The organism is Paucibacter sp. PLA-PC-4 (genome assembly GCF_026241155.1).
Classification (GTDB): domain Bacteria; phylum Pseudomonadota; class Gammaproteobacteria; order Burkholderiales; family Burkholderiaceae_C; genus Roseateles_E.
The window spans coordinates 149,683-174,691 of record NZ_JAPFGP010000006.1 but is presented as its reverse complement, the minus strand read 5'-3'; the positions used below and the strand labels follow the sequence as shown (position 1 = coordinate 174,691).

Annotated in this window: 26 protein-coding genes; 9 read left to right on the top strand and 17 right to left on the bottom strand. The window is 67.7% G+C overall.

The features are described 5' to 3' along the window. The gene (mnmG, locus tag OOZ63_RS11435) at positions 1-1,944 is read right to left on the bottom strand and encodes a tRNA uridine-5-carboxymethylaminomethyl(34) synthesis enzyme MnmG (protein ID WP_266005602.1); all 1,944 of its coding nucleotides are present in this window, start codon (positions 1,942-1,944) and stop codon (positions 1-3) included. A 114-nt stretch (positions 1,945-2,058) separates the two neighbouring features. On the opposite strand from mnmG, the gene OOZ63_RS11430 reads away from it, so the two are divergent. Both OOZ63_RS11430 and OOZ63_RS11425 read left to right on the top strand, forming a co-directional pair. After that, positions 2,059-2,313: a YkgJ family cysteine cluster protein gene (locus OOZ63_RS11430; RefSeq protein WP_266005601.1), complete on the top strand. Its 255-nt coding sequence runs from the start codon at positions 2,059-2,061 to the stop codon at positions 2,311-2,313. Between the two features lie 108 nt (positions 2,314-2,421). After that, positions 2,422-3,348: a Bug family tripartite tricarboxylate transporter substrate binding protein gene (locus tag OOZ63_RS11425; protein ID WP_266005748.1), complete on the top strand. Its 927-nt coding sequence runs from the start codon at positions 2,422-2,424 to the stop codon at positions 3,346-3,348. On the opposite strand, the gene OOZ63_RS11420 is transcribed toward OOZ63_RS11425, so the two are convergent. From OOZ63_RS11420 to OOZ63_RS11400, 5 genes are all read right to left on the bottom strand, one after another. Next, positions 3,335-3,547, bottom strand: a complete 213-nt coding sequence (locus OOZ63_RS11420; RefSeq protein WP_266005600.1) for a DUF2061 domain-containing protein — start codon at positions 3,545-3,547, stop codon at positions 3,335-3,337. The two genes, OOZ63_RS11425 and OOZ63_RS11420, sit on opposite strands and share 14 nt — an antisense overlap. A 93-nt stretch (positions 3,548-3,640) precedes the next feature. After that, entirely contained in the window at positions 3,641-5,779 is a 2,139-nt protein-coding gene (locus OOZ63_RS11415; RefSeq protein ID WP_266005599.1) for a peptidase domain-containing ABC transporter, read from the bottom strand. A 7-nt stretch (positions 5,780-5,786) separates the two neighbouring features. After that, the gene (locus tag OOZ63_RS11410) at positions 5,787-7,025 is read right to left on the bottom strand and encodes an HlyD family secretion protein (protein ID WP_266005598.1); all 1,239 of its coding nucleotides are present in this window, start codon (positions 7,023-7,025) and stop codon (positions 5,787-5,789) included. A gap of 59 nt (positions 7,026-7,084) precedes the next feature. After that, positions 7,085-7,252, bottom strand: coding sequence for a hypothetical protein (locus OOZ63_RS11405; protein ID WP_266005597.1), 168 nt, complete (start codon positions 7,250-7,252; stop codon positions 7,085-7,087). 111 nt (positions 7,253-7,363) lie between these two features. Continuing rightward, positions 7,364-8,077, bottom strand: a complete 714-nt coding sequence (locus OOZ63_RS11400; RefSeq protein WP_266005596.1) for a helix-turn-helix transcriptional regulator — start codon at positions 8,075-8,077, stop codon at positions 7,364-7,366. A 251-nt stretch (positions 8,078-8,328) separates the two neighbouring features. Here OOZ63_RS11400 and OOZ63_RS11395 point away from each other — a divergent pair, with 251 nt between their 5' ends. Beyond that, positions 8,329-8,601, top strand: coding sequence for a hypothetical protein (locus OOZ63_RS11395; RefSeq protein WP_137945381.1), 273 nt, complete (start codon positions 8,329-8,331; stop codon positions 8,599-8,601). A 17-nt stretch (positions 8,602-8,618) separates the two neighbouring features. Here the strand turns inward: OOZ63_RS11395 and OOZ63_RS11390 are convergent, their stop codons facing one another. The 9 genes from OOZ63_RS11390 to OOZ63_RS11350 form a co-directional block, all read right to left on the bottom strand. Then, the gene (locus OOZ63_RS11390) at positions 8,619-9,797 is read right to left on the bottom strand and encodes an ABC transporter permease (RefSeq protein ID WP_266005595.1); all 1,179 of its coding nucleotides are present in this window, start codon (positions 9,795-9,797) and stop codon (positions 8,619-8,621) included. Then, positions 9,794-10,582 carry an ATP-binding cassette domain-containing protein gene (locus OOZ63_RS11385; RefSeq protein WP_266005594.1) on the bottom strand — a complete coding sequence of 263 codons (789 nt, stop codon included), beginning with the start codon at positions 10,580-10,582 and terminating at the stop codon, positions 9,794-9,796. The genes OOZ63_RS11390 and OOZ63_RS11385 overlap by 4 nt, the downstream gene beginning before the upstream one ends. Next, positions 10,579-12,036: an alpha/beta hydrolase gene (locus tag OOZ63_RS11380; protein WP_266005593.1), complete on the bottom strand. Its 1,458-nt coding sequence runs from the start codon at positions 12,034-12,036 to the stop codon at positions 10,579-10,581. The genes OOZ63_RS11385 and OOZ63_RS11380 overlap by 4 nt, the downstream gene beginning before the upstream one ends. Positions 12,037-12,144: 108 nt before the next feature. Then, on the bottom strand, positions 12,145-12,618 hold the full coding sequence (locus tag OOZ63_RS11375) for a MaoC family dehydratase (RefSeq protein WP_266005592.1): 474 nt from the start codon (positions 12,616-12,618) through the stop codon (positions 12,145-12,147). A gap of 59 nt (positions 12,619-12,677) precedes the next feature. Further along, positions 12,678-12,995, bottom strand: a complete 318-nt coding sequence (locus OOZ63_RS11370) for a hypothetical protein (protein ID WP_266005591.1) — start codon at positions 12,993-12,995, stop codon at positions 12,678-12,680. Next, a complete protein-coding gene (locus OOZ63_RS11365; protein WP_266005590.1) occupies positions 12,992-13,600 on the bottom strand; it encodes an RNA polymerase sigma factor in 609 nt (202 codons plus the stop codon). Before OOZ63_RS11365 ends, OOZ63_RS11370 begins: the two co-directional genes overlap by 4 nt. After that, positions 13,597-14,031 (bottom strand): DUF3106 domain-containing protein, encoded by a 435-nt coding sequence (locus OOZ63_RS11360; RefSeq protein ID WP_266005589.1) that lies wholly within the window; start codon positions 14,029-14,031, stop codon positions 13,597-13,599. The genes OOZ63_RS11365 and OOZ63_RS11360 overlap by 4 nt, the downstream gene beginning before the upstream one ends. Positions 14,032-14,049: 18 nt before the next feature. Beyond that, the gene (locus OOZ63_RS11355) at positions 14,050-15,198 is read right to left on the bottom strand and encodes a DUF1501 domain-containing protein (RefSeq protein ID WP_266005588.1); all 1,149 of its coding nucleotides are present in this window, start codon (positions 15,196-15,198) and stop codon (positions 14,050-14,052) included. A 4-nt stretch (positions 15,199-15,202) separates the two neighbouring features. Next, on the bottom strand, positions 15,203-16,549 hold the full coding sequence (locus OOZ63_RS11350) for a DUF1800 domain-containing protein (RefSeq protein WP_266005587.1): 1,347 nt from the start codon (positions 16,547-16,549) through the stop codon (positions 15,203-15,205). Positions 16,550-16,696: 147 nt separating this feature from the next. Here OOZ63_RS11350 and OOZ63_RS11345 point away from each other — a divergent pair, with 147 nt between their 5' ends. Then, complete coding sequence (locus OOZ63_RS11345; RefSeq protein ID WP_266005586.1) at positions 16,697-17,029, top strand: hypothetical protein; 333 nt, start codon at positions 16,697-16,699, stop codon at positions 17,027-17,029. Positions 17,030-17,039: 10 nt separating this feature from the next. Here the strand turns inward: OOZ63_RS11345 and OOZ63_RS11340 are convergent, their stop codons facing one another. Continuing rightward, positions 17,040-17,924 (bottom strand): tetratricopeptide repeat protein, encoded by an 885-nt coding sequence (locus tag OOZ63_RS11340; RefSeq protein ID WP_266005585.1) that lies wholly within the window; start codon positions 17,922-17,924, stop codon positions 17,040-17,042. 153 nt (positions 17,925-18,077) lie between these two features. On the opposite strand from OOZ63_RS11340, the gene OOZ63_RS11335 reads away from it, so the two are divergent. From OOZ63_RS11335 to OOZ63_RS11315, 5 genes are all read left to right on the top strand, one after another. Beyond that, positions 18,078-18,725: a Crp/Fnr family transcriptional regulator gene (locus tag OOZ63_RS11335; RefSeq protein ID WP_266005584.1), complete on the top strand. Its 648-nt coding sequence runs from the start codon at positions 18,078-18,080 to the stop codon at positions 18,723-18,725. 157 nt (positions 18,726-18,882) lie between these two features. After that, a complete protein-coding gene (locus tag OOZ63_RS11330) occupies positions 18,883-20,433 on the top strand; it encodes a PAS domain-containing methyl-accepting chemotaxis protein (RefSeq protein ID WP_266005583.1) in 1,551 nt (516 codons plus the stop codon). Beyond that, positions 20,426-22,162: a putative bifunctional diguanylate cyclase/phosphodiesterase gene (locus tag OOZ63_RS11325; RefSeq protein ID WP_266005582.1), complete on the top strand. Its 1,737-nt coding sequence runs from the start codon at positions 20,426-20,428 to the stop codon at positions 22,160-22,162. The genes OOZ63_RS11330 and OOZ63_RS11325 overlap by 8 nt, the downstream gene beginning before the upstream one ends. Before the next feature lie 47 nt (positions 22,163-22,209). Next, positions 22,210-22,818, top strand: a complete 609-nt coding sequence (gstA, locus tag OOZ63_RS11320) for a glutathione transferase GstA (protein ID WP_266005581.1) — start codon at positions 22,210-22,212, stop codon at positions 22,816-22,818. Beyond that, positions 22,815-23,390: an NUDIX hydrolase gene (locus tag OOZ63_RS11315; protein WP_266005580.1), complete on the top strand. Its 576-nt coding sequence runs from the start codon at positions 22,815-22,817 to the stop codon at positions 23,388-23,390. Before gstA ends, OOZ63_RS11315 begins: the two co-directional genes overlap by 4 nt. Here OOZ63_RS11315 and OOZ63_RS11310 read toward each other — a convergent pair. Then, positions 23,371-24,924, bottom strand: a complete 1,554-nt coding sequence (locus OOZ63_RS11310) for a thioredoxin family protein (protein ID WP_266005579.1) — start codon at positions 24,922-24,924, stop codon at positions 23,371-23,373. The two genes, OOZ63_RS11315 and OOZ63_RS11310, sit on opposite strands and share 20 nt — an antisense overlap. Positions 24,925-25,009 lie beyond the last annotated feature (85 nt).

Sequence of the window (25,009 nt, the reverse complement as noted above, 5' to 3'; positions counted from 1 at the left end):
TCATGCAGCATCAACGAATCCCTTGAATCGACCTTTTTTGAGATGTACCAGCAGCAGCGAGATCGCCGCTGGCGTCACGCCGGAGATGCGTGAGGCCTGGCCCAGGGTTTCGGGTTGATGCTTGCTGAGTTTCTGGCGCACCTCGAAGGAGAGGGCTTGGACCTGACCATAGTCCAGCTCGGCCGGTAGCTTCAGGTTTTCGAAGTGAGCAGCACGGGCGACGTCCTCGACTTGCTTGTTGATATAGCCGGCGTACTTGACGCTGGTTTCGATCTGCTCGATCACGGCATTGGCCATCGCCGTGCCCAGCTCGCTACTCAGCGTTTCACGTGAAACATCCGCTTCGGGTCGTGCGATCGACGCGACTTCGACCAGCGTGTCGAACACCACGCCCGGTCGGCGTAACAGGTCGATGAAGTTGTACTCGCGCTCCAGCGCCTTTCCGACCAGGCGCTCGGCATCGGCTGCCGGCAGGATGCTGGGGTGGACCCAGGTCGACTTCAGCTTCTCTGTTTCACGTGAAACAGCGTCGCGCTTGCGGTTGAATGCTTCCCAACGTGCATCGTCGACCAGGCCCAGCTCACGTCCGGCCTCTGTCAATCGCATATCGGCATTGTCCTCGCGCAGCTGCAGTCGGAACTCGGCGCGGCTCGTGAACATGCGGTAGGGCTCGGTCACGCCCTTGGTGATCAGGTCGTCGACCAGCACACCCAGGTAGGCCTGCTCGCGGCCAGGCAACCAAGGCCCTTCATCCTTGACCTGCAGGGCGGCGTTCAGGCCGGCGAACAGACCCTGAGCCGCGGCTTCTTCGTAGCCTGTCGTGCCATTGATCTGTCCTGCGAAAAATAGGCCCTGGATCGCGCGCGTCTCAAAGCTGCTCTTCAGCTCGCGCGGGTCGAAGTAGTCGTACTCGATGGCATAGCCAGGGCGCAGGATGTGGGCGTTCTCGAGGCCGGGAATCGATTGCACGGCGGCCAGCTGGATGTCAAAGGGCAGGGACGTCGAGATGCCGTTTGGGTAGAACTCGTGCGTCGTCAGGCCTTCGGGCTCCAGAAAAATCTGGTGGCTGTCTTTGTCGGCGAAGCGATTGACCTTGTCCTCGATCGAGGGGCAGTAGCGCGGACCGACACCTTCGATCACGCCAGTGAACATCGGGCTGCGCTCGAAGCCGGAGCGGATGATCTCGTGCGTGCGTACCGAGGTGTGGGTGATCCAGCAGGGCACCTGCTGCGGGTGCTGCTCGGCCGAGCCCATGAAGCTGAACACCGGCACGGGATCCAGGTCGCCGGGCTGCTCCTCGCACTTCGAGAAGTCGATGCTGCGGCCGTCGATGCGCGGCGGCGTGCCGGTCTTCAGTCGGCCTTGTGGCAGCTTCAGCTCCTTGAGCCGACCAGACAGCGAGACTGCCGGTGGATCGCCTGCACGTCCGGCGCTGTAGTTCTGCAGGCCCACATGGATACGGCCGTCCAGGAAGGTACCGGCCGTCAGCACAACGGCGCGGGCGTGGAACTGCAGGCCGATCTGGGTGACGGCGCCGACGACGCGATCACCCTCGACCATCAGGTCGTCGACCGCCTGTTGGAATAGCCACAGGTTCGGTTGGTTCTCCAGCCGGCGCCGGATTGCGGCTTTGTAGAGCACCCGGTCTGCCTGGGCGCGGGTGGCGCGCACGGCCGGGCCCTTGGAGCCGTTGAGGATGCGGAACTGGATGCCGCCTTCATCGGTGGCTGCTGCCATCGCACCGCCCAAGGCATCGACCTCTTTGACCAGATGGCCCTTACCGATGCCGCCGATCGAGGGGTTGCAGCTCATCTGGCCCAGGGTCTCGATATTGTGGGTCAGCAGTAGGGTCTTGACGCCCATGCGGGCGGCGGCCAGCGCGGCCTCGGTGCCGGCATGGCCACCGCCAACCACGATGACGTCGAATTCCTTGGGGTAGAGCATGGAGGAGTGCCTCAATCGGGCGCCGAAAATGCCGGCGCGGGCAAACCCTGAATTTTACCGGGGGCCTGTGGATAAGTCACGGCTGGGGGCCCCAAGGGCCGCGACAATATCGCGATGAAGTGCCGAGACCATTGCGCCGCCTGTTGCATCGCGCCGTCGATCAGCTCACCCATACCCGGGATGCCGCACGGCAAGCCGGCCGGTGTGCGCTGCATCCAGCTCGACGAGCAGGACGCTTGCAAGATCTTTGGTCGGCCCGAGCGTCCGGCCGTCTGTGGCTCGCTGCAGCCCAGCGAGATGATGTGTGGCGAAACGCGCGAACAGGCGCTGCGCTGGCTCGGTTGGATGGAGCGCGAGACAGCACCTTGACAGCCATCGGGCCTAGACTGACTCCACAACAACGATGGAGACTAGCCCGTGAGCACCTCAAACCGCCGCCTCATTTTGCAATCCGGCCTAGCCGGTGCCGCCGGCCTGATGGGCCTGCCGGCCGCCGCTCAGGCCGGCCCCTGGCCGAGCCGCTCTGTGCGCTTGGTCGTTCCTTTTGCGCCGGGGGGCAGCAGCGAGATCGTTGCCCGCGCCACCGCCTTCGAGCTCAGCAAGACGCTGGGCCAGACCGTCTATGTGGAGAACAAGCCCGGCGGCGGCGGCAATATCGCGATGGGCGAGGTGGCCCGAGCCGATGACCAACACACGCTGATCCTGGGCCATATCGGCACCTTGGCAGTAAATCCCTTCATCTACGACAAGCTGCCCTTCGATACCAACAAAGACTTCAAACCGGTGACTCTGCTGGCCAAGGTGCCCAGCCTCTATGTGGTCCATCCGGATGTGCCGGCCAAGGATCTGAGGGAGTTCGTCGCGCTGGCACGCAGCAAGCCCGGCAAGCTCAACTACGGCTCGGCCGGCAATGGCAGCGCCGGCCACCTGGCCTTCGAATACCTGAAGATGACCGGCAATCTCTTCATCCTGCACGTGCCCTATCGCGGCACGGGCCCACAGCTGACCGATCTGCTGGCCGGCCGGCTGGATGCGGCGGCCGTCGGTGCGCCGGCCATCCTGCAATTCATCAAGACCGGCAAGCTGCGCTGCATCGCGACCGGTTCGAAGGAGCGCCTGCCCCAACTGCCCGATGTGCCGACCGTTGCCGAGCAGGGCTTCCCGGGCTTCGAGATGACGCAGTGGTACGGGCTGAACGCACCAGCCTCGATGGCGCAGGCTCATATCGACAAGCTAGCGGCCGAAGCCGTGAAGGCGATCCGCTCGGTCAGCGCCAGGGAGCGCCTGGCCACTGATGCCGCAGAGCCGGTGGGCAACACCCCCGCTCAGTTCGCCAGCTTCATTGCCCAGGAGCAGCAGCGCTGGAAGGCCGTGATCGCCCGCGCCAAGATCAAGCCCGATTGAACCTGGAGAACAGGGCCAGACGCGGCAGGTGCTGGGCAATGCGGTCCCAGTGCTTGTCGTGGAAGTAGTGCATCACGGTGTTGACCATCGGTTCGACGAAGGTCACGGCCCCAGCGATCGCGACGTCGCCGGTCAGCGCATAGGTGACACCGAAGGCGGTGCCCAGATGCAGGATGCCGAAGCTTGCGGTTTTGGCCATGGTGTTACTCCTATCAATGCCGAAGTTCAGATAGGAGAATGCTAATGATTCCCATCCTGCCCGGCCAGTTGAATCTGGCCATCGTGGTCATAGCTAGGCTTGGGCGCCGGGCGGCGGCACGCTGCGCAAGTCCTGCGCGACCCGGCCCTGCTGCAGGGTGATGACGCGCTGCGCTGCCGCAATCGTCTCGGGCCGATGCGCGATCACGATGCGGGTCAAAGGAAGCTGGCGCAGCGAGGCATTGACTTGGCGCTCGCGCTCTACGTCCAGTGCGCTGGTGGCCTCATCGAGGAAGAGGAAGGCCGGTTTCTTGTACAACGCGCGGGCCAGCAGCACGCGCTGGCGCTGGCCGCCCGAGAGGCTGGAGCCCATATCGCCAATCAGGCTTTCGTAGGCCATAGGCATCGCGACGATGTCCTCGTGCACGCAGGCCAACATCGCGCAGCGCTCGATCCAGGCGGCATCGGCCTCGGGGTCGAAAAAGGAGATGTTGTCGGCGATGCTGCCGGCAAACAGTTGGTCGTCCTGCATCACCGTGCCGATGCGCGCACGCCAGTCCTGCAGACCGATCTGCGACAGCGCCTGCTGGCCGAGCCGAATCTCGCCGGATTGCGGCGCATGGATGCCCAGCATCAGCTTGAGTAAGGTCGTCTTGCCACAGCCCGAGGGGCCGACGATGGCCACTGACTCACCGGCTTCGATGCGCAGGCTGCAGCCGCAGATCACCTCGGGCTCGCCGTCGGCATAGCGGAACGACACCTCGCGCAGCTCCAGCGCCGCGGCCTGCTCGACCGGGCGGGGCAGGGCGGCCGCCTCGTTCATTTGCGGCTCGGGTGCGGTCAGCACGATATCGGCCAGACGTTCGCCCTGCAGGCCCAGCATCTTCAGGCTCACGGCCTTGTCGATCAGCGCGCTGATGCGCAGACTGAACTGTTCCTTGTAGGCCATGAACGCGAACAGCATGCCCACCGACAGCTGCCGGTCCAGCACCAGCAGCGCGCCCAGCCAAATGATGATGACGCGCTCCAGTCCGAACAGCAGCTTGTTGGCCACGCCCATGCCCAGCTCCAGTCGGTGCGTGCCGAGCTGGGCGTTCATGGTCTCGACCACCAGATTGGCAAAGCGCGCGCTGCGATCGGCCTGGGCGTTGAAGAGCTTGACGGCCTGGGCGCCGCGCAGCGACTCCAGGAAGTGGCTGGTCTGCCGTGCCTCGTGCACCAGAGCCTCTTCTGAGGCCAACCGAAGCGGCCGGAAATAGACCCAGCGCAGCAGGCCGTAGGCCAGCACGGCAGCCAGCGCCACCAGTGCCAGGCGTGGGCTGTAGATCCACATCATGACGAGCGTGATCAGCACCATCAGCCCGTCCAGCAGGGCCTCGATGAAGTGGGTGGTCAGCGTCTGCTGCATCTGCTGCACGCTGCCGAAGCGCGACAAGATGTCACCCAGATGGCGCTTCTCGAACCAGGCCAGCGGCAGGCGCAGCAAATGAGTGAACACATTGCTGAGCCACTGCAGGTTCAGGCTGGCTGAGAGCTGCAGTACGGCCCAGGAGCGCAGCGCGCCGATGGCCACCTGCAGCAGCACCAAGAGTCCGAAGCCAAGGCCCAGCGTCACCAGCAGGTCGTGGTCGGCGCTGACCAGCACGCCGTCCACCACCCATTGCATGAAGAAAGGAGAGAGCAGCACCAGCAACTCCAGCGCCAGCGCCAGCGCCAGGATCTGGGCCAGCGAGCGCTTGAGCCCGGAGATGCGACCCAGCAGCTGTTGCCAGCGGATCTTCGGCGGTGCCGGCTTGGGCGCGAAATCGGCCCCGGGCCGCAGCTCCAGCACCACGCCAGTGAAGTGACGCGACAGCTCGGCCAGCGTGATCCAGCGCTGACCGGCCACCGGATCGTGTAGCAGCGCCCGCTGACCGCGCACCTCGGCCAGCACGACAAAGTGCTTGAAGTCCCAATGCAGGATGCAGGGCAGCTGCAGCTGGGCCAGATGCTCGGGTTCGGCGCGCAGGGCACGGCTGGCCAGGCCCAACTGGTCGGCCATCCGGACCAGGTCGGCCATCGTCGCGCCTTTCAGCGACAGCGAGAAGCGCCCGCGCAGCTCGGCCAGATCGCAGCGTTGGCCATGGAAGCTGGCCACCATCGCCAGACACGCCAGCGCGCATTCAGCGCCCTCGGTCTGCAGGATCAACGGCAGCTTGGAGCGCCGGCCCAAGCCCAAGTGCAAACGGTTCAACAAGGACTCAGACACGTCGGGCCAGGCTCAGCAAAGGTTCGAAAATCCACTCGATCAGGCGGCGCTTCTCCAGCAGTACATCGGCATCCAGCTGCATGCCGACCGCCAGCGGTTGTTCCTGCCCGTAGGCGGCCACCGATTGATGTTCCAAGGCAACGGTAATGCGGTACAGCGGCTCGTTGCCGCTGTTCTCGCCCAGCGGCAGGGCCGCCAGATCCTGGCTCGCCAGCGGGGTGCGCGAGACCTGCAATACCCGGCCGTGCTGATGACCGAAGCGCTGATAGGGGAAGGCCTGGTAGCGTAGGCGCACGGCCTGCTCGGGGCGCACAAAGCCGACCGCGCTGGACGGCGCATACAGATGGGCCAGCATCTGGGTCTGCGCCGGCAGCACCTGGGCCAGCGCCATCGAGGGGTTGACCGGCTGACCCGGCTCGGCCTGCACGGTGCTGACGACGCCATCGGCGGGCGCGCGCAGGATCAGCCGGCGCCGCGCCTCGGTCTCCAGGCCCAGCGCCTTGAGGCTGGCCAGGTCGCGGGCGATCTGGCCTTGCTGCACCTGGCTGCGCAGAGGCAACTCGCGCGCCTCGGCCTGCAGGGCTAGCAGATCACGCTGAGAAGCCTCGCGCTCGCGAGCCAGGTTTTGGGCCTGGGCCTGGGCCAGCAGCAGCTCCTGACGCTTGTTTTGCAGCAGGGTATCGGAGTAGAAGCCCTGTTGGCGCAGCGCTTCATGCTTGCTCAGATCTTCGCGCAGCAGGCGCTGCCTTTCGGCATAGGCCTGTGCCTCAACGGCGGCAGCCGCCAGCTCCCGCTGCAAGGTGGCGATGCGTGCTCGCAGGCTCTCGTCTTGCTGGCTGGCCAGGCGGCGCTGCTGCTCGGCTGCCTCATTCAGAGAAAGTTGGCGCTCGCTCAGGCTTTGCGCCACACCCTCGCCGGCGCCACTGGCGGCGTCCAGGCTCAGCACAAAGAGCACATCGCCGGCCTTGACGGCCTGGCCCTCGCTGACCTGGCGAGCCAGCACCGTGGCTGCCTGCGGCGAGCTGATGCGCAGCACGCCGCGGTCGGGCACCAGATAGCCGGCGACACGTGCCTTGCGGCTGTATTCGGCCGTGCACAGAAAAGTGACGACCAAAACAACGCTGCCCACGGCAACAGCCGTGAGCAGCTTCAGCGAGAGGGGTCTGAGAAGTTGAATGCTGCCAAGCCAAGCTTGCTGCTGGCCGGCCAGCGCCTCTTTACGAAACAGCATTCAGACTCGGCAGAACTGATGCCCGCTCGCGCGAGCCGATGACAGCGAAAACTTGTGACTTACCAGGTGCTCTTGGGAGCCTGGGTGGACAGGGTCTGCACGGACCAAGTGCTCTTCGGTGCACCGCCGCTGACCAGATGCAGCAAGCTGGCGTCGATCTCGCGAGGTGCTGCCAGCTTGTCGTTCGACAGGGTTTGCGACGGGGAAACTTGCTTTTGGTTTTGCATGACCGGCTCCAAATTCGTTGAAGTGCGAAGAAGTGCACAGAACGAATTTGAGCAGCAAGAACATTCATGAGTAACTGTCAACTCTTACAGTGGGGGATGTACGGCAGCGTGCTAGCGTATTAGGCCTAAGCGCAGTGCTTTGAGAACGGCTTGATGCTTGTTATGGCTACCCAGCTTGTGCATCGCGTTATTGATATGCAGCACCGCCGTCCGCTCGGTGATGTTCAATATTGTGCCGACCTCCCACGCCGTCTTGCCCTCCATGGTCCAGCGCAGGCATTCGAGCTCGCGCGGCGTGAGCTTGGGCGCGTCCAGCTGCTGCTCCGGTGGCAGCAAAACGCGCATCGCCGCGTCCAATGCATGGACGGCAAACAGCTGCAGATCCGCCACCAGCCGGGTCAGCTCGGTGGCGTCTTTGGGCAAGGCCTTGTCGCGGTCCACGCCCAGCACGAAGTGTCGCCCCTCGGGCAGATGCAGGGCCAGGCAGATGCCGGTTCGATAGCCAAAGCGCGCCTGGGTCTCCCATAGGTCGCCCGCACCCTCTTTCGCATACGTTTTTTGGTCCCAGACGATTGGAACGCTATGACGCTTGCAGTGCTGCATCACCGGGTCTTGCCGGCCGAGCTGGGGGCTGTCCATCGCCTCCCTAAATCCGGGGGGGCAGTTGTCGATAACGATGAATTCCGACTTGCTGATCGCATGGTCGACCACGGTGATCGCCGAGAAGGTCTCGAATTCCAAGGCTTCCGTGAAGCGGCTGATCTCCCCGCGAAATTCATCACGGGTTCTGGCTTCGAGCACCGACTGGTAACCGCCCTGCAGCATCTAACTTGTTTCCAATGGCTTGACCGGGTCGCAGCTGCGACATCGGACGTCATATCCCTGACAAGGTTTACAGCTAGCGATTTACGTTGCCCGTCAGCAAACTGGCAACACCCAGAACGCTTGGTCCCACAACCGCACCCGAAAATCTATTGACAATGACTCCAGCTTGGATTGTGTACGCATGGCCGCGGATTTTGTGTGAGGCGGAACGCGCACCGCGTCTGCATTTCGCGCATTTAAGCACCCGGGTGTTGGTGTCGGGAGACGCCGAGCATCCTGCCCTGGGACAAACCCTGTGGACCGGTGAATCCGACAGCGGCGCCGCCGGGGTCGCCTGGGACTGGATCCGACTGCCTGAGGGCGTGGTGGCGATGGTCGATCCGATGTCGCTGGTGACCAATCTGCAGTTCCTCAGCCCCGCCGGCGAGGTGCTGGCGCCTATGCAATCGGTGCTGCAGCTCAACGAGATCGTGCATGCATTGCCCTGGCAAAATGAGGTGCAGCGCGTGCTTGGTCTGCACTGAAGCGATCCTGCACGTCCTCACCGCGCCACCGCGCTGCGCATCGAACGGGCCACAAAGGCCAGGCAGACCCAAGTCAGCACCACGCCCACGACCATCGAAGGCAGCAGCTTGGGCCATAGCAGGGCCTCGCCCTTGAGCACCAGCATCATCAGGCTGTTCTGCGCCAGGCCCGGCACCCAGTAATACCAGGCCGCCTCACCGCCCGGATTCAATAGGCTCACCATCGGCGCCAGTGCCACCAGTGTGATGACGATGGTGGTGCTGGCCTGGGCTTCCTTGAAGGTCTTGGTGCGGATCGCGATGGCCATCAAGAGCGCGCCCAGCCCGGCCGCCAGCGGCAGCTGCAGCAGCACGAACACAGCCACCTCGTAGCCGCCGAACTGGAACATCGCCTGCAGGCTGTCGCTCTGGATCAGGCGTTGGGCCGGGATGAAGCTGAGGTTGGCCAGTACGGCCACGACCATGCCCAGCAGGGCCACTGCGCCCCATTTGCCCAGCACCAGGGCCATATGCGGGGCCGGGTTCATCAAGAGCGGCTCGAGCGAGCCGCGCTCGCGCTCGCCCGAAGTGCTGTCCAACGCGGCGGTCAGCGCGCCGTAGAGCACGGCCATGATGATGAACATCGGCACGATGGCTGTCAGCCGCGCGGCGCGAGCCTGGGTGCTGGCCAGATCGCGCTCCTCCACGAGCACCGGCTGCAGCAGGCTTGCCGAGACGCCGCGCAGCGCCAGTAGCACGCCGGCGCGTTCGCGGTTGAAGCCCTGCAGCAGCCGGCCCAGCGTGCCGACGCCGGCGTTGGCGCGCTGGTTGGCGCTGTCGCTGACCACCTCAACGGCCGGCTGCTCGCCGCGCGCCAGCGCGGCCTCGAAGTCCGGGGCTATCACCAGCACCGGATCGAGCAGGGTGGTGGCGCGCAGCCCGGCCTCGTAGTCGGGCGGTGCGGTCTTGATCGTGTAGGTCTGGCGCTCCAGGAAGTTGCGCAGGGTCGGGGCGTGCTCGATGCCGATGACCAAGATCTCGCGCTTCTCCGCCCGCTCCTCCAACGAGGCGATCAGGCCGGACAGGGCCAACAGCAGCAGCGGCCCCATCAGCACCGCCGGAATCAGCAGCCTCAGCAGGGTACGGCGGTCGCGCAGCGCGTCGACCACCTCCTTGGCAAATACCACCCCAAGCGCGCGCGTGAAACTCTTGTTCATGGCCGTGCCTCCAGCGTGTCGGCAAAAGCCAGCGCCACGAAGGCGTCTTCGAAGCGCCGCTGCCCGGTGCGCTCCAGGAGTGCCGCCACCGAGCCTTCGGCCACCGAGCGGCCCCGCGCCATCACCACAACATGGTCACACAGCAGCTCGACCTCCTGCATGATGTGGCTGGAGAAGACGATGCATTTGCTGCCACCGGCTGGCGAGCGCAGATGGCGCAGCGCCTCGCGCAGCGCGCGGGTGGCCAGTACATCGAGCCCGTTGGTCGGCTCGTCCAGCACGATGTTGGCTGGGTCATGCACCAGGGCGCGCGCCAGCGCCGTCTTCATACGTTCGCCCTGGCTGAAGCCCTCGCTGCGTCTGTCCAGGATGGCGCGCATATCCAGAAGCTCGGCCAGCGCCTCGGCGCGTGCGTTCGCCGCGTCCGCCTCCATGCCCTGCAGGCGGCCGAAATAGACGATGTTCTCGCGCGCCGACAGCCGCGGATAGAGGCCGTGGGCATCGCCCAGCACCCCCATGCGCGCCAGCGCCTGCTGCGGCGCTTGCCGCACATCGATGCCGTCGACGCTGATCGCGCCGCTGTCCGGCGCGAACAGGCCTGCCAGCATGCGCAGGCTGGTGGTCTTGCCGGCGCCATTGGGGCCCAGCAAGCCGGTGATACGCCCGTTCGGTGCATCCAGGTCGAGATGCTGCACCGCCCGCACAATCTGCTTGGGTGCGCGTTTGAACACCGAGCCCCCTGGGCGGGACGTGAACTGTTTGCTGAGCTGGCTGATGCTGATCATCGCGTCGCGGTCTGGATGGGGAACACCGCTGTCGGGCGCGGCATCTTGGCGGCGCAGCCGGCCTCGACGGCCAGCGCCTCGGCGTCGGTTTGGCTGTTGATGAATCGGTGCAGCACCTCGCTCATGCAGGCGATGGCCAGCACGCCGTGCCCGGCCGCCGGTACCTGCAGATGCCGGGCCTTGGCGCCGAGCGCGCTGGCGATGCGCTCGCCGTGGCGCGGCGGTGTCACGGGGTCGGCCCCGCCGCTGAGCAGCAGCACCGGCGCGGGTGCGGCGCTCACCCGGTAGAAGTCCTCGGACACCGTGCCGCGCGGCCATTGCGCGCAGGCTTGGCGGTAGAGCAGGGCATCGATGCGGCCAAAGTCGGCGCCTGGCGGATCGGCCGAGCGGTCCAGGCGCGGCAGGTCCTCGCTGCAGATGACCGACAAGTGCATGCCCATCGCCAGCTTGCCGCTGCGGCCGCTGCCCAGCGCGCCGCTCAATCCCGAGATTGCCTCGAAGCGGCCGCCGGCCGCCGCGTTGATGGCGGCAGGCAGCCCTGCCGCATAAGCCGGCACATACATGGGCGCGCGCACCGCCCGCATCAGCAGCTCGCGCGTGAACGTCAGCCGCTCGGGCTCACCGCTGAGCGGATGCGCCAGCACCACCTGCCGAGGCAGGCCTTGCAGCACGGCCGCCCAGTCCTGGCGCAGCCGGGGAAAGGCGGTCTTGCAGGCGGCTTCGTCTTCGCAGGCCTTGAAGACGGCGTCTAAAGCCGCCTGCCCGTCGGTCGAGAAGCTGGCCGGCAAGGCCATGTCGGGCGGTGCTACGCCGTCCAGTACTGCGCGGCGCACCCGCTTCGGAAACTGGCGCTGATACTCCAGAGCGGCGCGCGTGCCATAGGAGGCGCCGATCAGATTCCACTGCGCGGCACCGAGCTGCTCGCGCACCGCGTCGAAGTCCTGCATCGCAATCGTGGTGGTGTAAAAGCGCAGATCGCCATGAGGCAGCTTCTGCAGCTCGATCAGGCACTGGGCAAAGCGGCGTTGCTGGGCCTGCGGGTCCAGCGCCTCGGCTATCGCCAGGCGGCTGTCATCGGCGCACTGCAGCGGCGCCGAGCGACCGGTGCCGCGCTGGTCGATAAAGACCAGGTCGCGCCGGTTGTTCAACCGCGCGAGCCGGGGCAGGACCCGGCCTGCGATCTCGATCGCGCTCTGCCCGGGCCCGCCCGCGAGCAGCAACACCGGATCGGGCTGCTTGTTGCGCGCCATGGCCGGCACCACCAGATAGTGGACGGTGATCTGCCGGCCCTGCGGCTGGCCCGGATCGAGCGGCCGCTGCAGTCGGCCGCAGCGCAGCTCGGTGGCTACGCCCTCGACGCGACAGCGCTCTGTGGGGTCTGCCATGGCCAGCGCCGGCTGGCCCAGCGCCGCGGCCAGCAGGGCCAGCGCCAGGATTCTTCTGCACATCGCCATCTGCCCATGCTCCTTGCTTGATGCGAGCGGATTATGAGCAGGCTTGCGACAAGTGCCGCGCGGCGATGTCCCGAACGGCGGCCGGGGACGGCGAACGGCGAGTTTTCGTCAGCTGGTGGCCGCGGCCTCGCGTCGGCCGAACATCCCCCAGCCTTCCATCGTCATCACCGCCTCGTCGCGCTGGTTGAAGACCTCCCAGGCCGAGCGCACCAGGCCGATCTGCGGGCGGCGCTTGCTGGCTTTCGTCTCCTGCACCGTCATGCGTACGCGCAAGGTGTCACCGGGGCGAACCGGCTTGAGCCAGCGCAAACTGTCGATGCCCGGCGAGCCCTGGCTGGTCGAGTCCAGCAGGTAGGCGTCGCACATCATGCGCATCACCATCGCGCAGGTGTGCCAGCCGCTGACGGACAGCCCGCCCAGCACCGAGGCATTGGCGGCATCCTCGTCCAGGTGCAGGGGCTGCGGGTCGTAGGCGGCGGCGAAGCTCAGGCCTTCGGCCTTGTCGACGACCCGGCCGCCGAACTCGCGCACCTGGCCGACCTGGAAGTCTTCGAAAGCATGGGTTTTTGTCGTGGCGTCCATGCACCCACTATAGGCAGGGCCGGGTCGGCCGGGCATCGCCTGGGCGACAGCCGGCTCTGCTACAGCTCGCCGATCGCGATCTGCGACAGCACGTCGAGCTGCATCAGCTCGTCCAGCACCGGGTCGGGCCGGCTGCACCAGGCCAGGGCCACCAGCAGCGAGGCTGCCAGCGCGGCGGCGCCCAGCCAGCGACGCGGTCGTGAGGCGGACCAGTCCTGCCCGCCTGCGCTTGCCAGCCTGGCCTCAGTGGACAGCGGTGCATGGCGCTGGCGCCACTGGGCCAGCACGCGCGCCTGTAGCGCTTCGCGCGAGTCGTCGGCCGCGTGCAGGCCGGCGCGCAGGGCCTGGCGCAGCGCTTCGTCGGGGTCGGTCTTCATGGTGACTCTCCTTTTTGCAGCTGTTGACGCAGCGCCAGCTTGGCGCGGTGCAGCAGCTGGTGAGCGGCATTGGCTTCGAGTTCCAGCGTGGCGGCAATCTCGGCTACCGAGGCGTCGGCGTAGGCCCACATCGCCAGTGCCATGCGTTGGCGCGCTGGCAGGCGCTGCATGGCCTCGCCCAACTCGCTAGCGCTGCGGACCGGGTCGGGCTCGATAGGCTGTTGCTGGGCATCGGCCAGCACGGTCAGCAGCTCATGTTCGGTGGCCAGCTCTTGGCGCCGCCCAAGCGAAGTCTTGCAGCGATTGATCACGATGGTGTTGAAGAAGGTGGCCAGGCTGGCGCCGCGGGCATCGCTGGGCCGGCAGCCCCACAGCCGCAGAAAGGACTCCTGCACTGCATCCTCGGCGTCCTCGCTGCGGCGCAGCAGCTGCAGGGCCAGGCCACGGGCTTGGGGTGTCAGCCGGCGCACCAACTCGGTGGCGGCGACCGCCTCGCCCTCGCAGGCGCGGCGCCACAGTGCCCAATCCTCGCCGGCTTGGCGCGGCGCGCGGCCGAACCAGCGGGCCATCAGGCCGGGCGCGGTGGCAGCAGCGCCCTCGCTCATCGCTCGGGCAGCTTCTCGCGCAGCGCCCGACGCTCCTCGGGGCTGAGTTTGTCCAGCATGGCCCGGCGTTGGCGCAGCAACTCGCGACGCTGCTCGGACGACATGGCCTTGATCTCCTGGCGGCGCTGCTCTGCCATGCGCTGGCGTTGCTCGGGCGGCATCTGATCCCAGCGCTCGCGTGTCTGGGCCACCAGGGCACGGCGTTCGGCCGGGCTCAGCGTCTCCAGCCGCTGGCGCAGCTGCTCGCGGAACTCGCGGCGCTCGGCCGGCGTGGCCTGCTGCAGCCGCTGCTTGAGTTCATTGCGGCGTTCCTGCTGCTGCTCGGGCGTCAACCGCGCCCAGTCCTGCGGGTCGGGCACGGCCGGGGGTGCAGCCTGGGCCGCAGCGCAGACCAGCCCAGCAATCACAAGAGAAATCAGCCCTTCTTTCATGGTGTTCACCATCATCGCTCAGGCGCGCCACAGCGCGAGGTCTCGGGCGCTCACACCCGGCATCACGCCGCCCGCCAGCTGCGCCTGACTCAGGCCGAACTGGCGCTGCAAGACGGCGGCCAGCACCTGGCGCAGGTCCAGGGTTGGGCGCAGATCGCGGCCTTCGAGCAGCTGGGTGCGGGCCAGGCCGGGCCAGTCGGCCAGCACCCGACCGCCGGCCACCGCGCCGCCGGCGAGCAATGCCATGCCGGCCGTGCCATGGTCAGTGCCACCGCTGCCGTTGAGCACGGCCGAGCGGCCAAACTCGGTCATCACCAGTACGGTGCTGCGCGGCCACTGCGAGCCTAACGCGTCGCGCAGCGCCATCAGGCCCTCATCCAGGCCGCCCAGCAGGCGCTGCAAACGGCCGGCCTGGTTGGTGTGGGTGTCCCACCCGTTGGCTTCCAGCCAGGCGACGCGCGGACCTTGCTCGGCCGCCAGAAAAGTACCGGCCTGACGGGCCAGCGCGGCAAAGCCGCTGCCGCCGCCGGCCGCATCGCCACCCAGCATGCCTTGCTGAGCCATCGCCCGCTGCCAGGCGGCGGACAGCGCGGCGTCGTCCTGGTAGAGCTGCCCGACGCGGGCCAGCAGGTCCTCGTCAGCGCCGGCGCGTCGCGTCGGGGTCCAGGTGCCGGCCTGCTGTGCACCGCGCAGCGCCAGCGGCAGGCTGCTGCTCAGCGCCACCGCGCTGCCCTGGCCGCTGGCCTGCAGGGCCCGGCCCAGCCAGCCGGTGCCGAGCTCGAAGGGGCGCTCGCCACCGCTTTCCAGGAGCTGCTGGGCATCGAAATGTGAGCGCTCGCGGTAGGGACTGGCCGCAGCATGCAGCACTAGCAGCTGGCCTTCGCCCCACCAGCGCTGCAGCCCCGTGAGCGCCGGATGCAGGCCAAAAAAGCCGTCCAGCGGCAGCGGGACCGGGCCCTCACTGCCCCGCAGCGCGGCCCAGGCCGGGTCCCCGGGGGCCGGCACCGCCGCCAGCCCGTCCAGCGCGCCACGCAGCATCACGACCACCAGGCGCGGCGCCTCGGGTGCGGCCTTGTTGCCCGCGGCCAGGGCCAGGCGGGTCGGCAGCAGGGTGGCCAGCCCCAAGCCCTGGAGCAGCAGCCGACGTTGTGTGTCAATGCGCGTCATTTGCTCACCTCCTTTGGAATTCGGGACTGGCCAGCCACAGCGCCAGCGCCTGGGCCGGGCTGGCCGCGCGCTCGACCTGCAGCCGTGTGGCCGCGCCCAGATCAGAGCCCAGGCTCAGCGGGGCCAGCAGCCGGGCATCGGCCGCGTCGGCATGGTCCTGGGCGAAGCGCTCGGCCCATTGCACCCGTTTGAGCAGCGCGTCCGGCGAGAGCCAGTCCTCGCTGCGGTCGGGCCAGCCCTGTGGGGAGGGCGCACGACCGGGTGCCTGGCCCATTGCCAGCAGGGCTTGGCTGGTGGCACCCAGCTGCTGCGGGCTTATGGGCAGTTTGAGCATGCGGTGGGCCGAGAGCAGCAACTCCTCGGGCCGCTTGAACTTGGGGCGATGCTCGGTGCGCCAGCTCTGCTCGTGAGAGAACAGAGCCTGCGCGGTGGCGCGCAGATCGCCGTCACTGGCCAGGAAGCGCGCGGCCACCGCCTCGACCAGGGCGGCCGGCGGATCGTCGGTGACGAAATGTCGGGCCAGCTTCAGCGCCAGGTGGCGGGCCGTGGCCGGGTGGCGGGCCAGATCGGCCAGCAGTAAGTCCAGGGCCTGCGGACCCTCCGGATAGCGCCTGCCGAGTATCGTCTTGGGCCCCGGCTGGTGCAGGGCCGGCTCGAACCCGGCGAGGCCATCGCCCCGCAGGCGCACGGTCCAGCCGGTCAGCAGGCGGGCGGTCTCGGTGACGTCGGTCTGGGTGTAGCCGCCCTGAAACTGGTCGTTGGCGCCCAGCGTGTGCAGCTCCAGCAGCTCGCGGGCCAGGTTCTCGTTGAGGCCGCGCTCGCGGCGCCGGCCGGCGCGCGACTGCGGGCCGATCGACTGCGCATTGTCCAGATACAGCAGCATCGCCGGATGCAGGGTCGACGCGCGCAGCAGGTCTTGGAAGCGGCCCAGCGCCTGTGGGCGTATCGCCTCGTTCTCATGCGGCCAGACTAGGCCGGCCACCGCCAGCTTGGTTGCGGCGACGCAGCAGTGATTGGCCCAGAACTGCACCCAGCGCTCCGCCACCGGTGCCTCAGTTGTGATGATGTGCTGCCAGCGCCGCTGCAGGCCGGCGGCATTCAGCGCGCGCAAGCGCTGCCGGGCTTCACGGGCCGCCCCGGTCTCCCCCGGCTGGCGCAGCGCCTGCAGCAGCTCGGCGCTGAGCGCCAGCGCGCTAGCGCTGCCGGGAAGGCCGCTGGCGTCGAAAGGGGTCGGGTCTTGCCGATCGGCGGCGAACTGGACCTGGACCCAGCCACGCGGGTCGGCCTGCATGGCACGCAGGCTGGTCTCGGAGTAACCGAAGCGATGGGCGGCGAGGGCAGGGGCTTGCATCGCTGTTGAACCCGGCCGGCCGCCGGCTCTTACGGCATATCCGAGCTGGGCGCAGGGATATGCCGCCAAGCCGTAAGCCGGCCGGCTGGCGCGGGTTCAAGCGCCGTAGACCTTCACAAGGTTTTTTCAACCCCGAAAGGAAGCATCATGACCGTGGTTCGAAGCCTCATCTCCATTGCCCTGCTGAGCCTGGCTGCCGGCACCGTCCATGCCGGCTGGGCCGACAGCCAAGAGCAACGCGTCGATCAGCGCCAGGAGCGCCAGACCGGACGCATCGAGTCCGGCATCGAGTCCGGCCAGTTGACCCGACGAGAGCAACTGCGCCTGGAGCACCAGCAGGCCAGGACCGCCCGACTGGAGCAGCGGCTCGAGGCCGACGGCCGGGTGACGGGCAAGGAGGCCCTGCGGATGGAGAAGCGCCAGGACCGTAACAGCCGCACCATCAAGCGCGCGCGCAACGACGGACAGGCGCGCCCCTGAGCGCGGACCATCAAGGCGCTAGTGCCTCGCGCAGTGCCGCGTAATGTGCGGCCCGGCTCGTATCGCCGCTGGCCCGGTACAGGATCTCCAGCTCCTCGAACACATAGCGGTCGGGCGGGCTGTCCTGCGCCAGCTTCAGCTGGATCGCCAAAGCTTCATCTGCACGACCCTGCAAACGCAGGCTTTGCGCCACCCGCCAGCGTGCCACATGGGTGGCGCCAGGATTGCTGGTGCGCTCGCGCAGCGCCAGGGCCTGTTCGAACTGCGCCAGCGCCTCGGCGTGACGGCCTAGCTGCTGCAGCGCCAGGCCGATGTTGTTGCGCAGCGGGGCCTGCCAGCGCTGCGCGGCGGGCTGCTCTGAGGCCACCGCGATGGCTAGCGCAGCTTCGCCCCAGCGCAGCTGATCGGTCGGCGAGGTATCAACGAAAGCCAGCATATGCAGGCCATCGATTGCCAATCCGTCCAGCCGCTCGGCCCTGGCCAGCGCGATGGCCTGCTCGTAGGCGGCGCGAGCCTGCTGCCGGCTCGTTTCGGTCTGCGATGCCGGCGGGTGCGTAGCGGAGGCAAGGCTGCGACCCACTTCCAACCAGTAACGGGTGCGGGCCTCCGGACCGGCCTCGGCCAGCTGTGGCGCCAGCCTGGCCAGCAGCGTGCGGGTCGGCTCGAACTGGCCGCGCAGCCCGTAGCTGCGGGCGATCTGAGTCTGCAAGATAAGTGCCTCGTCACCACTCGCACCGGGCAGCGCCGCACGAAAGCGCTGTTCGCTCAAGGCAGGGTCGCCAAAGTCCCAGAGCGCGTTCAGGTCGAGTGCGATGGCCGGCCGAGCACTGATCAGTAGCAGCGCTGTCAAGGCCAGCGCGACCGCATGGCGCATCGAATCGGGGCATGAACTCATCGCCGGATTATTGCCCCCCCGCAATCGGGCGGGTTGTTGCGCGCTGCTCGCCCGTGCCAGCGCGGCGGCTGTGATCTGCATCACAGCCGCCGCGCTGGCCGGCACACAGAATCCGCTGCTTCGGCCGGCCCTGATTCGACGAGACCTTGACTGATGAAGCCTGATGAGATGGCGCAGGGTGGGCGTGACCCCCCCTGTGTGCAGTGCGTTCTGGCGGACCAATGTCCGGCGGCGCACCCGCTGCGCGGGGGCGCGCGGCCGCGCCTGTTCGCGCGCGGTGCGCGGCTGCAGCGGGAGGGCGAGCGCCCCGCCCATCTGCTGTTCATCAAGTCCGGCCTACTGGGTGTGCGCCAGACCGGTATGGACGGCGTGGAGCGCGCCATCGCCGTCATCGGCCCGGGATTTCTGGTGGGGCAGCCCATGGTCCATGGCCAGGCCGCGGTGCTGAGCGTGCAGGCGCTGACCCCAGTGTCGGTCTGCGAGCTGTCGTTGCCAGTGTGCATCGCCCGCTATACGCGCCAGTCGGTGCTCTCGCTGGCCGGCTGGAGCCAGGTCGTGCGCATTCCGGGCCCGATGCGACGGCTGGCCTCGGCGCTGCGATTGATTGCTGCGTTTCAGCCCGCATCGGCGATCCAGCTGCCGAGCCAGACGGTGCTGGCAGAGCTGCTGTGCGTGACGCGCGAGAGCGTGAACCGCGCCTGGCGCGAGCTCGAAACCCGCGGCATCGTGCGCCGTCGCCATGCCCGCGCAGTCGATCTCGACATGCAGGCCCTGGAGAAACTGTTGACGGCCGACAACTGATGCGCACTTTTTGCGGGCCGGGCTGTGCGCTGCCTCACAGCAGCGGTCGGCGCCGGCGCCCGGCCGTGGTCGCCCTTCACAGAATGCAAGCGCCCCTAAATGGAACCGGGGCGGGGCAGACGCCCGCGCCGAAGACAAGCACAGCAGAGGACGCAGGATGACCGAACGGCATGTGACGCAGCAGGAGTACAGCTTTCCGGCAGAGGCCACGCTGATGTCGACCACCGATGTGCACAGCCACATCCAGTACGCCAATGCCGCCTTTGTCGCGGTCAGCGGCTTCGAGCCCGAGGCCTTGATCGGCGCGCCGCACCAGCTGGTGCGCCATCCCGACATGCCGCGCCAAGCATTTGCCGATCTTTGGGCCACACTGCGCGGCGGCCATGCCTGGACGGGTCTGGTCAAGAACCGGCGCCGCAACGGTGATCACTATTGGGTGCGGGCCAATGTGGCGCCAGTGGCGCGTCGCGGGCAGGTCATCGGCTATATCTCGGTGCGCACCCGGCCCACGCGCGAGGAGGTCGCGGGCGCTGACGCGATGTATCGGCGCTTTCGTGATGGGCAGGCGCAGGGGCTGGCGTTCTATCGCGGCCTGGTGCTGCGGCGCGGACTTCGGGGAGGGACCGATCTACTGAAGCGGCTGGCCCTGCCGGCGCGCATACGGCTGGCGGTCTGGCCGATGTGGCCGCTGCTGCTGGGATTGTCCTGGGCCTGCGGCTTGCATGAAGTCGACGCCTTGCTGCCGATGGCGTTGGGCAGCGGCTTGGGGCTCGCGGCGCTCGATGCGGGCCTGCAGCATCAGCTGGCCGCGCCGCTGCGGCGCGTCGCTGGGCAGGCGGCGGCCGTTGCCGCCGGTCACTTCGACGCCGATGTGCGGATGGAGCGGATCGACGAGATTGGCATGCTGCTGCGCTCGATCAACCAGGCCGGCCTCAATGTGCGCGCCCTGGTGGCCGATGTCAGCGAGCAGGTCGCGGGCCTGCAATCGATGGCGGCCCAGGTCGAGGCGGCGAGCGGCGATCTTGGTGAGCGCACCGAGCAGACCTCGGCGCGCCTTGCCGAGGCCGCCATGGCGCTGAGTCTGCTGAGCGGCAGCGTTGGGCACAACGCGCAGACCGCCAGTCAGGCCAGCCAGCGGGCGAGCGCTATGGCAGCCTCGGTGAGGCAGGTCGGCGGCCTGGTAGCCGAGGCCGAGACCAGCATGGCGCAAATCAGCCGGGCCAGCGAGCGCATCGGCGACATCATCGGAGTGATCGACGGCATTGCCTTCCAGACCAATATTCTGGCGCTCAACGCGGCCGTCGAGGCGGCTCGGGCCGGCGTGCAGGGGCGCGGCTTCGCTGTCGTTGCGGCCGAAGTGCGTGGCCTGGCGCAACGCAGCCAGCGGGCGGCCCGCGAGATCAAAGATCTGATCGGCGCCAGTGCCGGCCATGTGCAGACCGGCTCGGCCCTGGTGGGGCGCTCGCGTATCGCGATGGACGGTCTGGTCGAGCAGGTGAGGCAGTCGGCCGCGCTGATTGCCGACATCAGCGCGGCCAGCGCAGAGCAGGCCCGTGGCGTTGAGGGCGTGGCCGCCCGCATCGAGGCGCTTGACCGCATGACGCAGCAGAACGCGGCGATGGCCGAGCAGTCTCTGGTGGCCTCGCGGCAGATGCGCAGCCAGTCGGGCTGGCTTGCGCGTGCGATCGAGGTGTTCCGAGATGGTTGACCCGCATACCGGGCTGCCGCTGTCCCTTGCTCAGGTCGGGCAGCTGATCGATCTGTTGCCTGATGGGGTGCTGATCATCGACGGACAGGGCCTGATCGTCTGCGCCAATGCCGCGCTGGCGGAGCTCAGCGGGCGGGAGCCGCAGGCGCTACTCGGCCAACCGCTGGCCCTGCTGCTGCCGCCGGAGCAGCGCGCGCGGCATCTCCAGCACATCGGCTACTTCTTCGCCGAGCCACGCAGTCGGGCGATGGGGCGGGTGCAGGAGCTGAGCCTGTGGCACAGCGAAGACCGTGCCGTGCCGGTCGACATCTCCCTGGGACGTTTTTGCAGCGCCGAGGGCGACCATGCGCTGGCGGTGATCCGCGACATCAGCCAGATCCAGGCCATGCATGCGCAGGCCCGCTACCTGGCGATGCACGACAAACTCACCGGGCTATACAGCCGCCATATGTTCGGCGAGCTGCTGGCCCAGGCGGTCGAGCATACGCGCCGTAGCGGCCAGCCGATGGCCGTGCTGCTGATCGACCTGGACGACTTCAAGGCAGTGAATGACGGCCACGGCCATCACGTCGGCGACGCCCTCCTGAAAGAGGTTGCGCGGCGCATGCGCGCCGTGCTGCGCGGCTGCGATGCGCTGGCTCGGCTGGGCGGGGACGAGTTCGCGGTGCTGCTGCGCGAGCAGGCCGATGTAGTGGCCGCCACCACGGTGGCCCACAAGCTGGTGGAGGCGATCTCGCGGCCCTGGCAGTTCGCCCACCAGGAGAGCTACCCGGGCGCCAGCATCGGCGTGGTGTTCGCGCCCAATGACGGCGAAGACGCCGAGACCTTGCTGCGCCGCGCCGACATGGCGATGTACCGCGCCAAAGAGGCCGGGCGCGGCACCTATGCGGTGTTTGATCTCGGCATGGCGCGACAGATGGAGGAGCGTGTGCTGCTGCAGGGCCGGCTCAAGAAGACGCTCGACGGCACTGGGTTGCGTCTGCACTACCAGGCACAGCTGTGCGCCGTCAGCGGTCGGGTGGTCGGCGTCGAAGCATTGCTGCGCTGGCACGATGCCGAGCTGGGCGAGGTGGCGCCGGCGCGCTTCATTGCCGTGGCTGAGAGTTCCGGCCTGATCCAGGGCCTGGGCGACTGGGTGATGGACGCGGCCTGCCGGCAGATCGCGCTGTGGCGCGGCCAAGGGCTGGCGCTGCGGGTGGCGGTCAATGTGTCGGTGCACCAGCTGCGCCAGCCCGGCTTTGCCGACCGCATCCAGGGCTTGCTGGAGCGCTGGCAGCTGCCGCCCGCGCTGCTGGAGCTGGAGATCACCGAGACGGCGGCGATGACCCACCACGACCAGGCCCAGGCCCAGCTCGAGCGGGTTGCAGCGCTGGGCGTGCAGCTGGCGTTGGACGATTTCGGCACCGGCTACTCCTCGCTGAGCCATCTGCGGCAGATGCCGGTATCGCGACTCAAGATGGACCGCGATTTCATCCAGGGAATCACCCACAACCCGCAAGACGCTGTGCTGGCCCGGGCCATCATCGGCCTGGCCAAGACCCTGGGCAAGACCGTCGTGGCCGAGGGTGTCGAGACCGCAGCACAGCAGGCCTTTTTGCAGCAGCAAGGCTGCGACGAGCTGCAGGGCTGGCTGTTTGCCCGCGCGCTGCCGGCTGAGGAAATCCCGGCGCTGGTGCGGCGTTTCGCGGTGCCCTGCGGGCTGTTCGGGCCTGTCCGGCAGGCCGGCTGAATCCGTCGTATCGTCACGGCTTTGTGAACTCGCAACGGAGAACCCTGATGAAGCTCTACTACAGCACCGGCGCCTGCTCCCTGTCCCCGCACATCGTGCTGCGCGAGGCGGGTCTGCCTTTCGAGCTGGTGCTGGCCAGCACCAAGACCCACAAGCTGCAGGACGGCACCGATTTCTACACCATCAATGCCAAGGGCTATGTGCCGCTGCTGGAGCTCGACAACGGCGAGCGCCTTAGCGAAGGCCCGGCCATCGTCCAGTACATCGCCGACCAGGTGCCTCACAAGAATCTGGCGCCGGCCAACGGCAGCTGGGCGCGCTACCGCCTGCAGGAGCTGCTGAACTTCATCAGCACCGAGCTGCACAAGGGCTTCTCGCCGCTGTTCAACCCGGCCATGCCCGAGGAGGCCAAGGTGCTGGCGCTTGCCAAGCTGGCCGAGCGCCTGGGCTGGATTGACGCACAACTGGCCGGCAAGCAATTCCTGATGGGCGATCAGTTCACCGTGGCCGACGCCTATCTGTTCACTGTCAGCAACTGGGCCAAGATGGTCCATGTCGATCTCGGCGCCTACACCCATTTGCTGGCCTGGCGCGAGCACGTCGCTTCTCGCCCGGCCGTGCAGGAAGCGATGAAGGCCGAAGGTCTGATTAAGTGAGAGCGCAGGCGCGCCAGCAACTGGCGCTTTATCTGCAGCGCTTTCCGGCGGAGGCGCAGCGCCTGGCAGCGCTGCGTGCGCAGCTCGACGAGGACGCCGGCGACCCGCTGAGCCGAGCCAATATGCGCGGCCATGTGACGACCAGCGCCCTGGTGCTGGATGCGTCGCTGCGCCACATCCTGCTGATACACCACCGCGTGATCGGCCGCTGGCTGCAGCCTGGCGGGCATTACGAGCCCGGTCAGGACCTGTGGGGGTCGGCGCTGCGAGAAGTGGCCGAGGAGACCGGCGTGACCGAGCTGCACGCCCATCCGGCCTGGGGTCAGGCCTTGCCGTTGGATATCGACAGCCATCCGATCGCCGCGAATCCGAAGAAGGGCGAGGGCGATCATTGGCATCACGACTACGCCTATCTGGTGATTGCGCCGCTGACGCAGGACGTGGCCCCTCAGTTGGCCGAGGTACATGCTGCGGCCTGGCGGCCGCTGGATGCCTATCTGGCGGCCAGCGACGAGCCCCGCTACAGGGGCCTGGGCGCCAAACTGCTGGCCCTCAGGTCTTCGGCGCCTTGATCAGGCCTTCGCAGGTGGCGCGCTGCTGGTCGGCGGTGTCGACCTTGGCGCAGATGCTATTGAGCTGGGTCTTGAGTCGGCTCAGCACCGCCTGGTGCTGGCCCTCAACGCTCCAGCTGGCCAGTTGCGTGCCGACGCGCTGCAGTGAGCGGGCGCTGCGTTCGTAGAAGGCTCCCTTGTCCTTGGCGGCTTCGGCGAAAAGCTGGGCGGCGGTCTTCTCGATCTTGGCCGCGTCCAGCGGCGCCAGCTCGACCAGCGCGCTGAAGTAGCTGGAGCCCCATTGCAGCCGAGTGGCCGGGCCTTCGCTCTTGTTGAAAGCCTCTTCGTACCAACGCAGCGCCTCGTCGTTGCGGCCCTGCCTCTTGGCATTGCCGCCCAGCTGGCTCATCAGGTAGTAGGGCGAGTGGCTTTTGGCCAGGCTGGCCTTCAGCAATTCGTCGCTGTCCTTCCACAGCCCTGCCTGGCCCAGCAGATAGGCGGCCGAGGTGATCACGGACTGGCGCTCGTAGCCGTCGGTGATCTCGCGGTCGGCACGGGCCGCATGAGCCTTGACCTCCTGCTGCAGGGCCGGGGCGATCTTGGGGTGCAGCTCTGTCTTGGGCTGGTCGATGCGCGCCAGGCCGACCCGGGCCAGCAGCGCGCCAAGGCGATCGGCGCGCGATAGCGTGGGGTCAGCTTCCAGGCGCTTGAGTGTGCCCTCGAACTCGGCCACCAGGGCCTGACGCTCGGCGCCGGGCTCGTTGTGTAGGGCCCGGACGATGTCGGCGGCCTCGTTGGTCAGCACATCGGCTTGGCTGCGGCTTTGCCTGGCGTCGGCCAGCACCGCGCGCACCCGTTCGCGCAGCGCGTCGTCTGCCCTGACGCCTTGACCATCGTTGCTAGCGGCCAGCGCCTTCAGCCACAGCCGGGTGGTGGTCTGCGCATCGACGCCCTGGCTGGCCACGGCCAGCTGGGTCAGTAGGCCGGGCCGCTCGTTGGCCGGCACCAACTGCTGCTCATCGGTCTCCCAGGAATAGAAGCCCAAGAGCCGCCACTCGTTAGCGGCCAGCTTCTTGCCGGCCTTCGCATCGGCCAGCACCGCCTTGACCGGGCGGCCGCCGGCCATCCCCAACTGCAGCACTTTCATGACCTGGGGGGCATCGGCCTCGCCGGGCAGGCGGGTGATCTCGCTGCCCTGCGGGCTGAACAGAATCATCGTCGGATAGCCGCGCACCTTGAAGCGGCTGCCGAGCTTCTGCGCACCGGGCAGGTCGCCGTCGATATGGACCGCGACGAAGGCGCGCGATTGCTCGATGAAGTCCTGCCGATTGAACAGCGTGGCTTTCAGCTGGTTGCAGGGAGGGCACCATTTGGCGCCCCAGTACAGCAGCACCGGTTTCTTCTCGGCCTTGGCCTGAGCGAAGGCGCGTTCGATGTCGACGTCGGCGGCGGCCGCCTGCCAACCGACGCCGCTGGCGGCCGGCGCGGCGGCTCGCAGTACGGCGGGGCTGCTCAGGGCGAGCGCCAGGGCGAGGGCGGTCAGGCGAGGTGTCATGGGGCGAGTGCGCCGCCCTTGTGAGGCGGGCAGGGCTTGTTGATCAGTGGTGACATTCTGTGCCCAACAGCCAGGTGCTGACCAT

Bases quoted from the DNA above. Each gene is read 5' to 3' on its own strand.
- OOZ63_RS11420 (WP_266005600.1), bottom strand. From the start codon at position 3,547: ATGGCCAAAACCGCAAGCTTCGGCATCCTGCATCTGGGCACCGCCTTC.
- OOZ63_RS11330 (WP_266005583.1), top strand. From the start codon at position 18,883: ATGACCGAACGGCATGTGACGCAGCAGGAGTACAGCTTTCCGGCAGAG.
- mnmG (WP_266005602.1), bottom strand. From the start codon at position 1,944: ATGCTCTACCCCAAGGAATTCGACGTCATCGTGGTTGGCGGTGGCCAT.
- OOZ63_RS11380 (WP_266005593.1), bottom strand. From the start codon at position 12,036: ATGGCGATGTGCAGAAGAATCCTGGCGCTGGCCCTGCTGGCCGCGGCG.
- OOZ63_RS11430 (WP_266005601.1), top strand. From the start codon at position 2,059: ATGAAGTGCCGAGACCATTGCGCCGCCTGTTGCATCGCGCCGTCGATC.
- OOZ63_RS11335 (WP_266005584.1), top strand. From the start codon at position 18,078: ATGAAGCCTGATGAGATGGCGCAGGGTGGGCGTGACCCCCCCTGTGTG.
- OOZ63_RS11345 (WP_266005586.1), top strand. From the start codon at position 16,697: ATGACCGTGGTTCGAAGCCTCATCTCCATTGCCCTGCTGAGCCTGGCT.
- OOZ63_RS11375 (WP_266005592.1), bottom strand. From the start codon at position 12,618: ATGGACGCCACGACAAAAACCCATGCTTTCGAAGACTTCCAGGTCGGC.
- OOZ63_RS11340 (WP_266005585.1), bottom strand. From the start codon at position 17,924: ATGAGTTCATGCCCCGATTCGATGCGCCATGCGGTCGCGCTGGCCTTG.
- OOZ63_RS11390 (WP_266005595.1), bottom strand. From the start codon at position 9,797: ATGAACAAGAGTTTCACGCGCGCGCTTGGGGTGGTATTTGCCAAGGAG.
- OOZ63_RS11410 (WP_266005598.1), bottom strand. From the start codon at position 7,025: ATGCTGTTTCGTAAAGAGGCGCTGGCCGGCCAGCAGCAAGCTTGGCTT.
- OOZ63_RS11425 (WP_266005748.1), top strand. From the start codon at position 2,422: ATGGGCCTGCCGGCCGCCGCTCAGGCCGGCCCCTGGCCGAGCCGCTCT.
- gstA (WP_266005581.1), top strand. From the start codon at position 22,210: ATGAAGCTCTACTACAGCACCGGCGCCTGCTCCCTGTCCCCGCACATC.
- OOZ63_RS11400 (WP_266005596.1), bottom strand. From the start codon at position 8,077: ATGCTGCAGGGCGGTTACCAGTCGGTGCTCGAAGCCAGAACCCGTGAT.
- OOZ63_RS11355 (WP_266005588.1), bottom strand. From the start codon at position 15,198: ATGACGCGCATTGACACACAACGTCGGCTGCTGCTCCAGGGCTTGGGG.
- OOZ63_RS11350 (WP_266005587.1), bottom strand. From the start codon at position 16,549: ATGCAAGCCCCTGCCCTCGCCGCCCATCGCTTCGGTTACTCCGAGACC.
- OOZ63_RS11310 (WP_266005579.1), bottom strand. From the start codon at position 24,924: ATGACACCTCGCCTGACCGCCCTCGCCCTGGCGCTCGCCCTGAGCAGC.
- OOZ63_RS11365 (WP_266005590.1), bottom strand. From the start codon at position 13,600: ATGAGCGAGGGCGCTGCTGCCACCGCGCCCGGCCTGATGGCCCGCTGG.
- OOZ63_RS11370 (WP_266005591.1), bottom strand. From the start codon at position 12,995: ATGAAGACCGACCCCGACGAAGCGCTGCGCCAGGCCCTGCGCGCCGGC.
- OOZ63_RS11385 (WP_266005594.1), bottom strand. From the start codon at position 10,582: ATGATCAGCATCAGCCAGCTCAGCAAACAGTTCACGTCCCGCCCAGGG.
- OOZ63_RS11405 (WP_266005597.1), bottom strand. From the start codon at position 7,252: ATGCAAAACCAAAAGCAAGTTTCCCCGTCGCAAACCCTGTCGAACGAC.
- OOZ63_RS11360 (WP_266005589.1), bottom strand. From the start codon at position 14,031: ATGAAAGAAGGGCTGATTTCTCTTGTGATTGCTGGGCTGGTCTGCGCT.
- OOZ63_RS11325 (WP_266005582.1), top strand. From the start codon at position 20,426: ATGGTTGACCCGCATACCGGGCTGCCGCTGTCCCTTGCTCAGGTCGGG.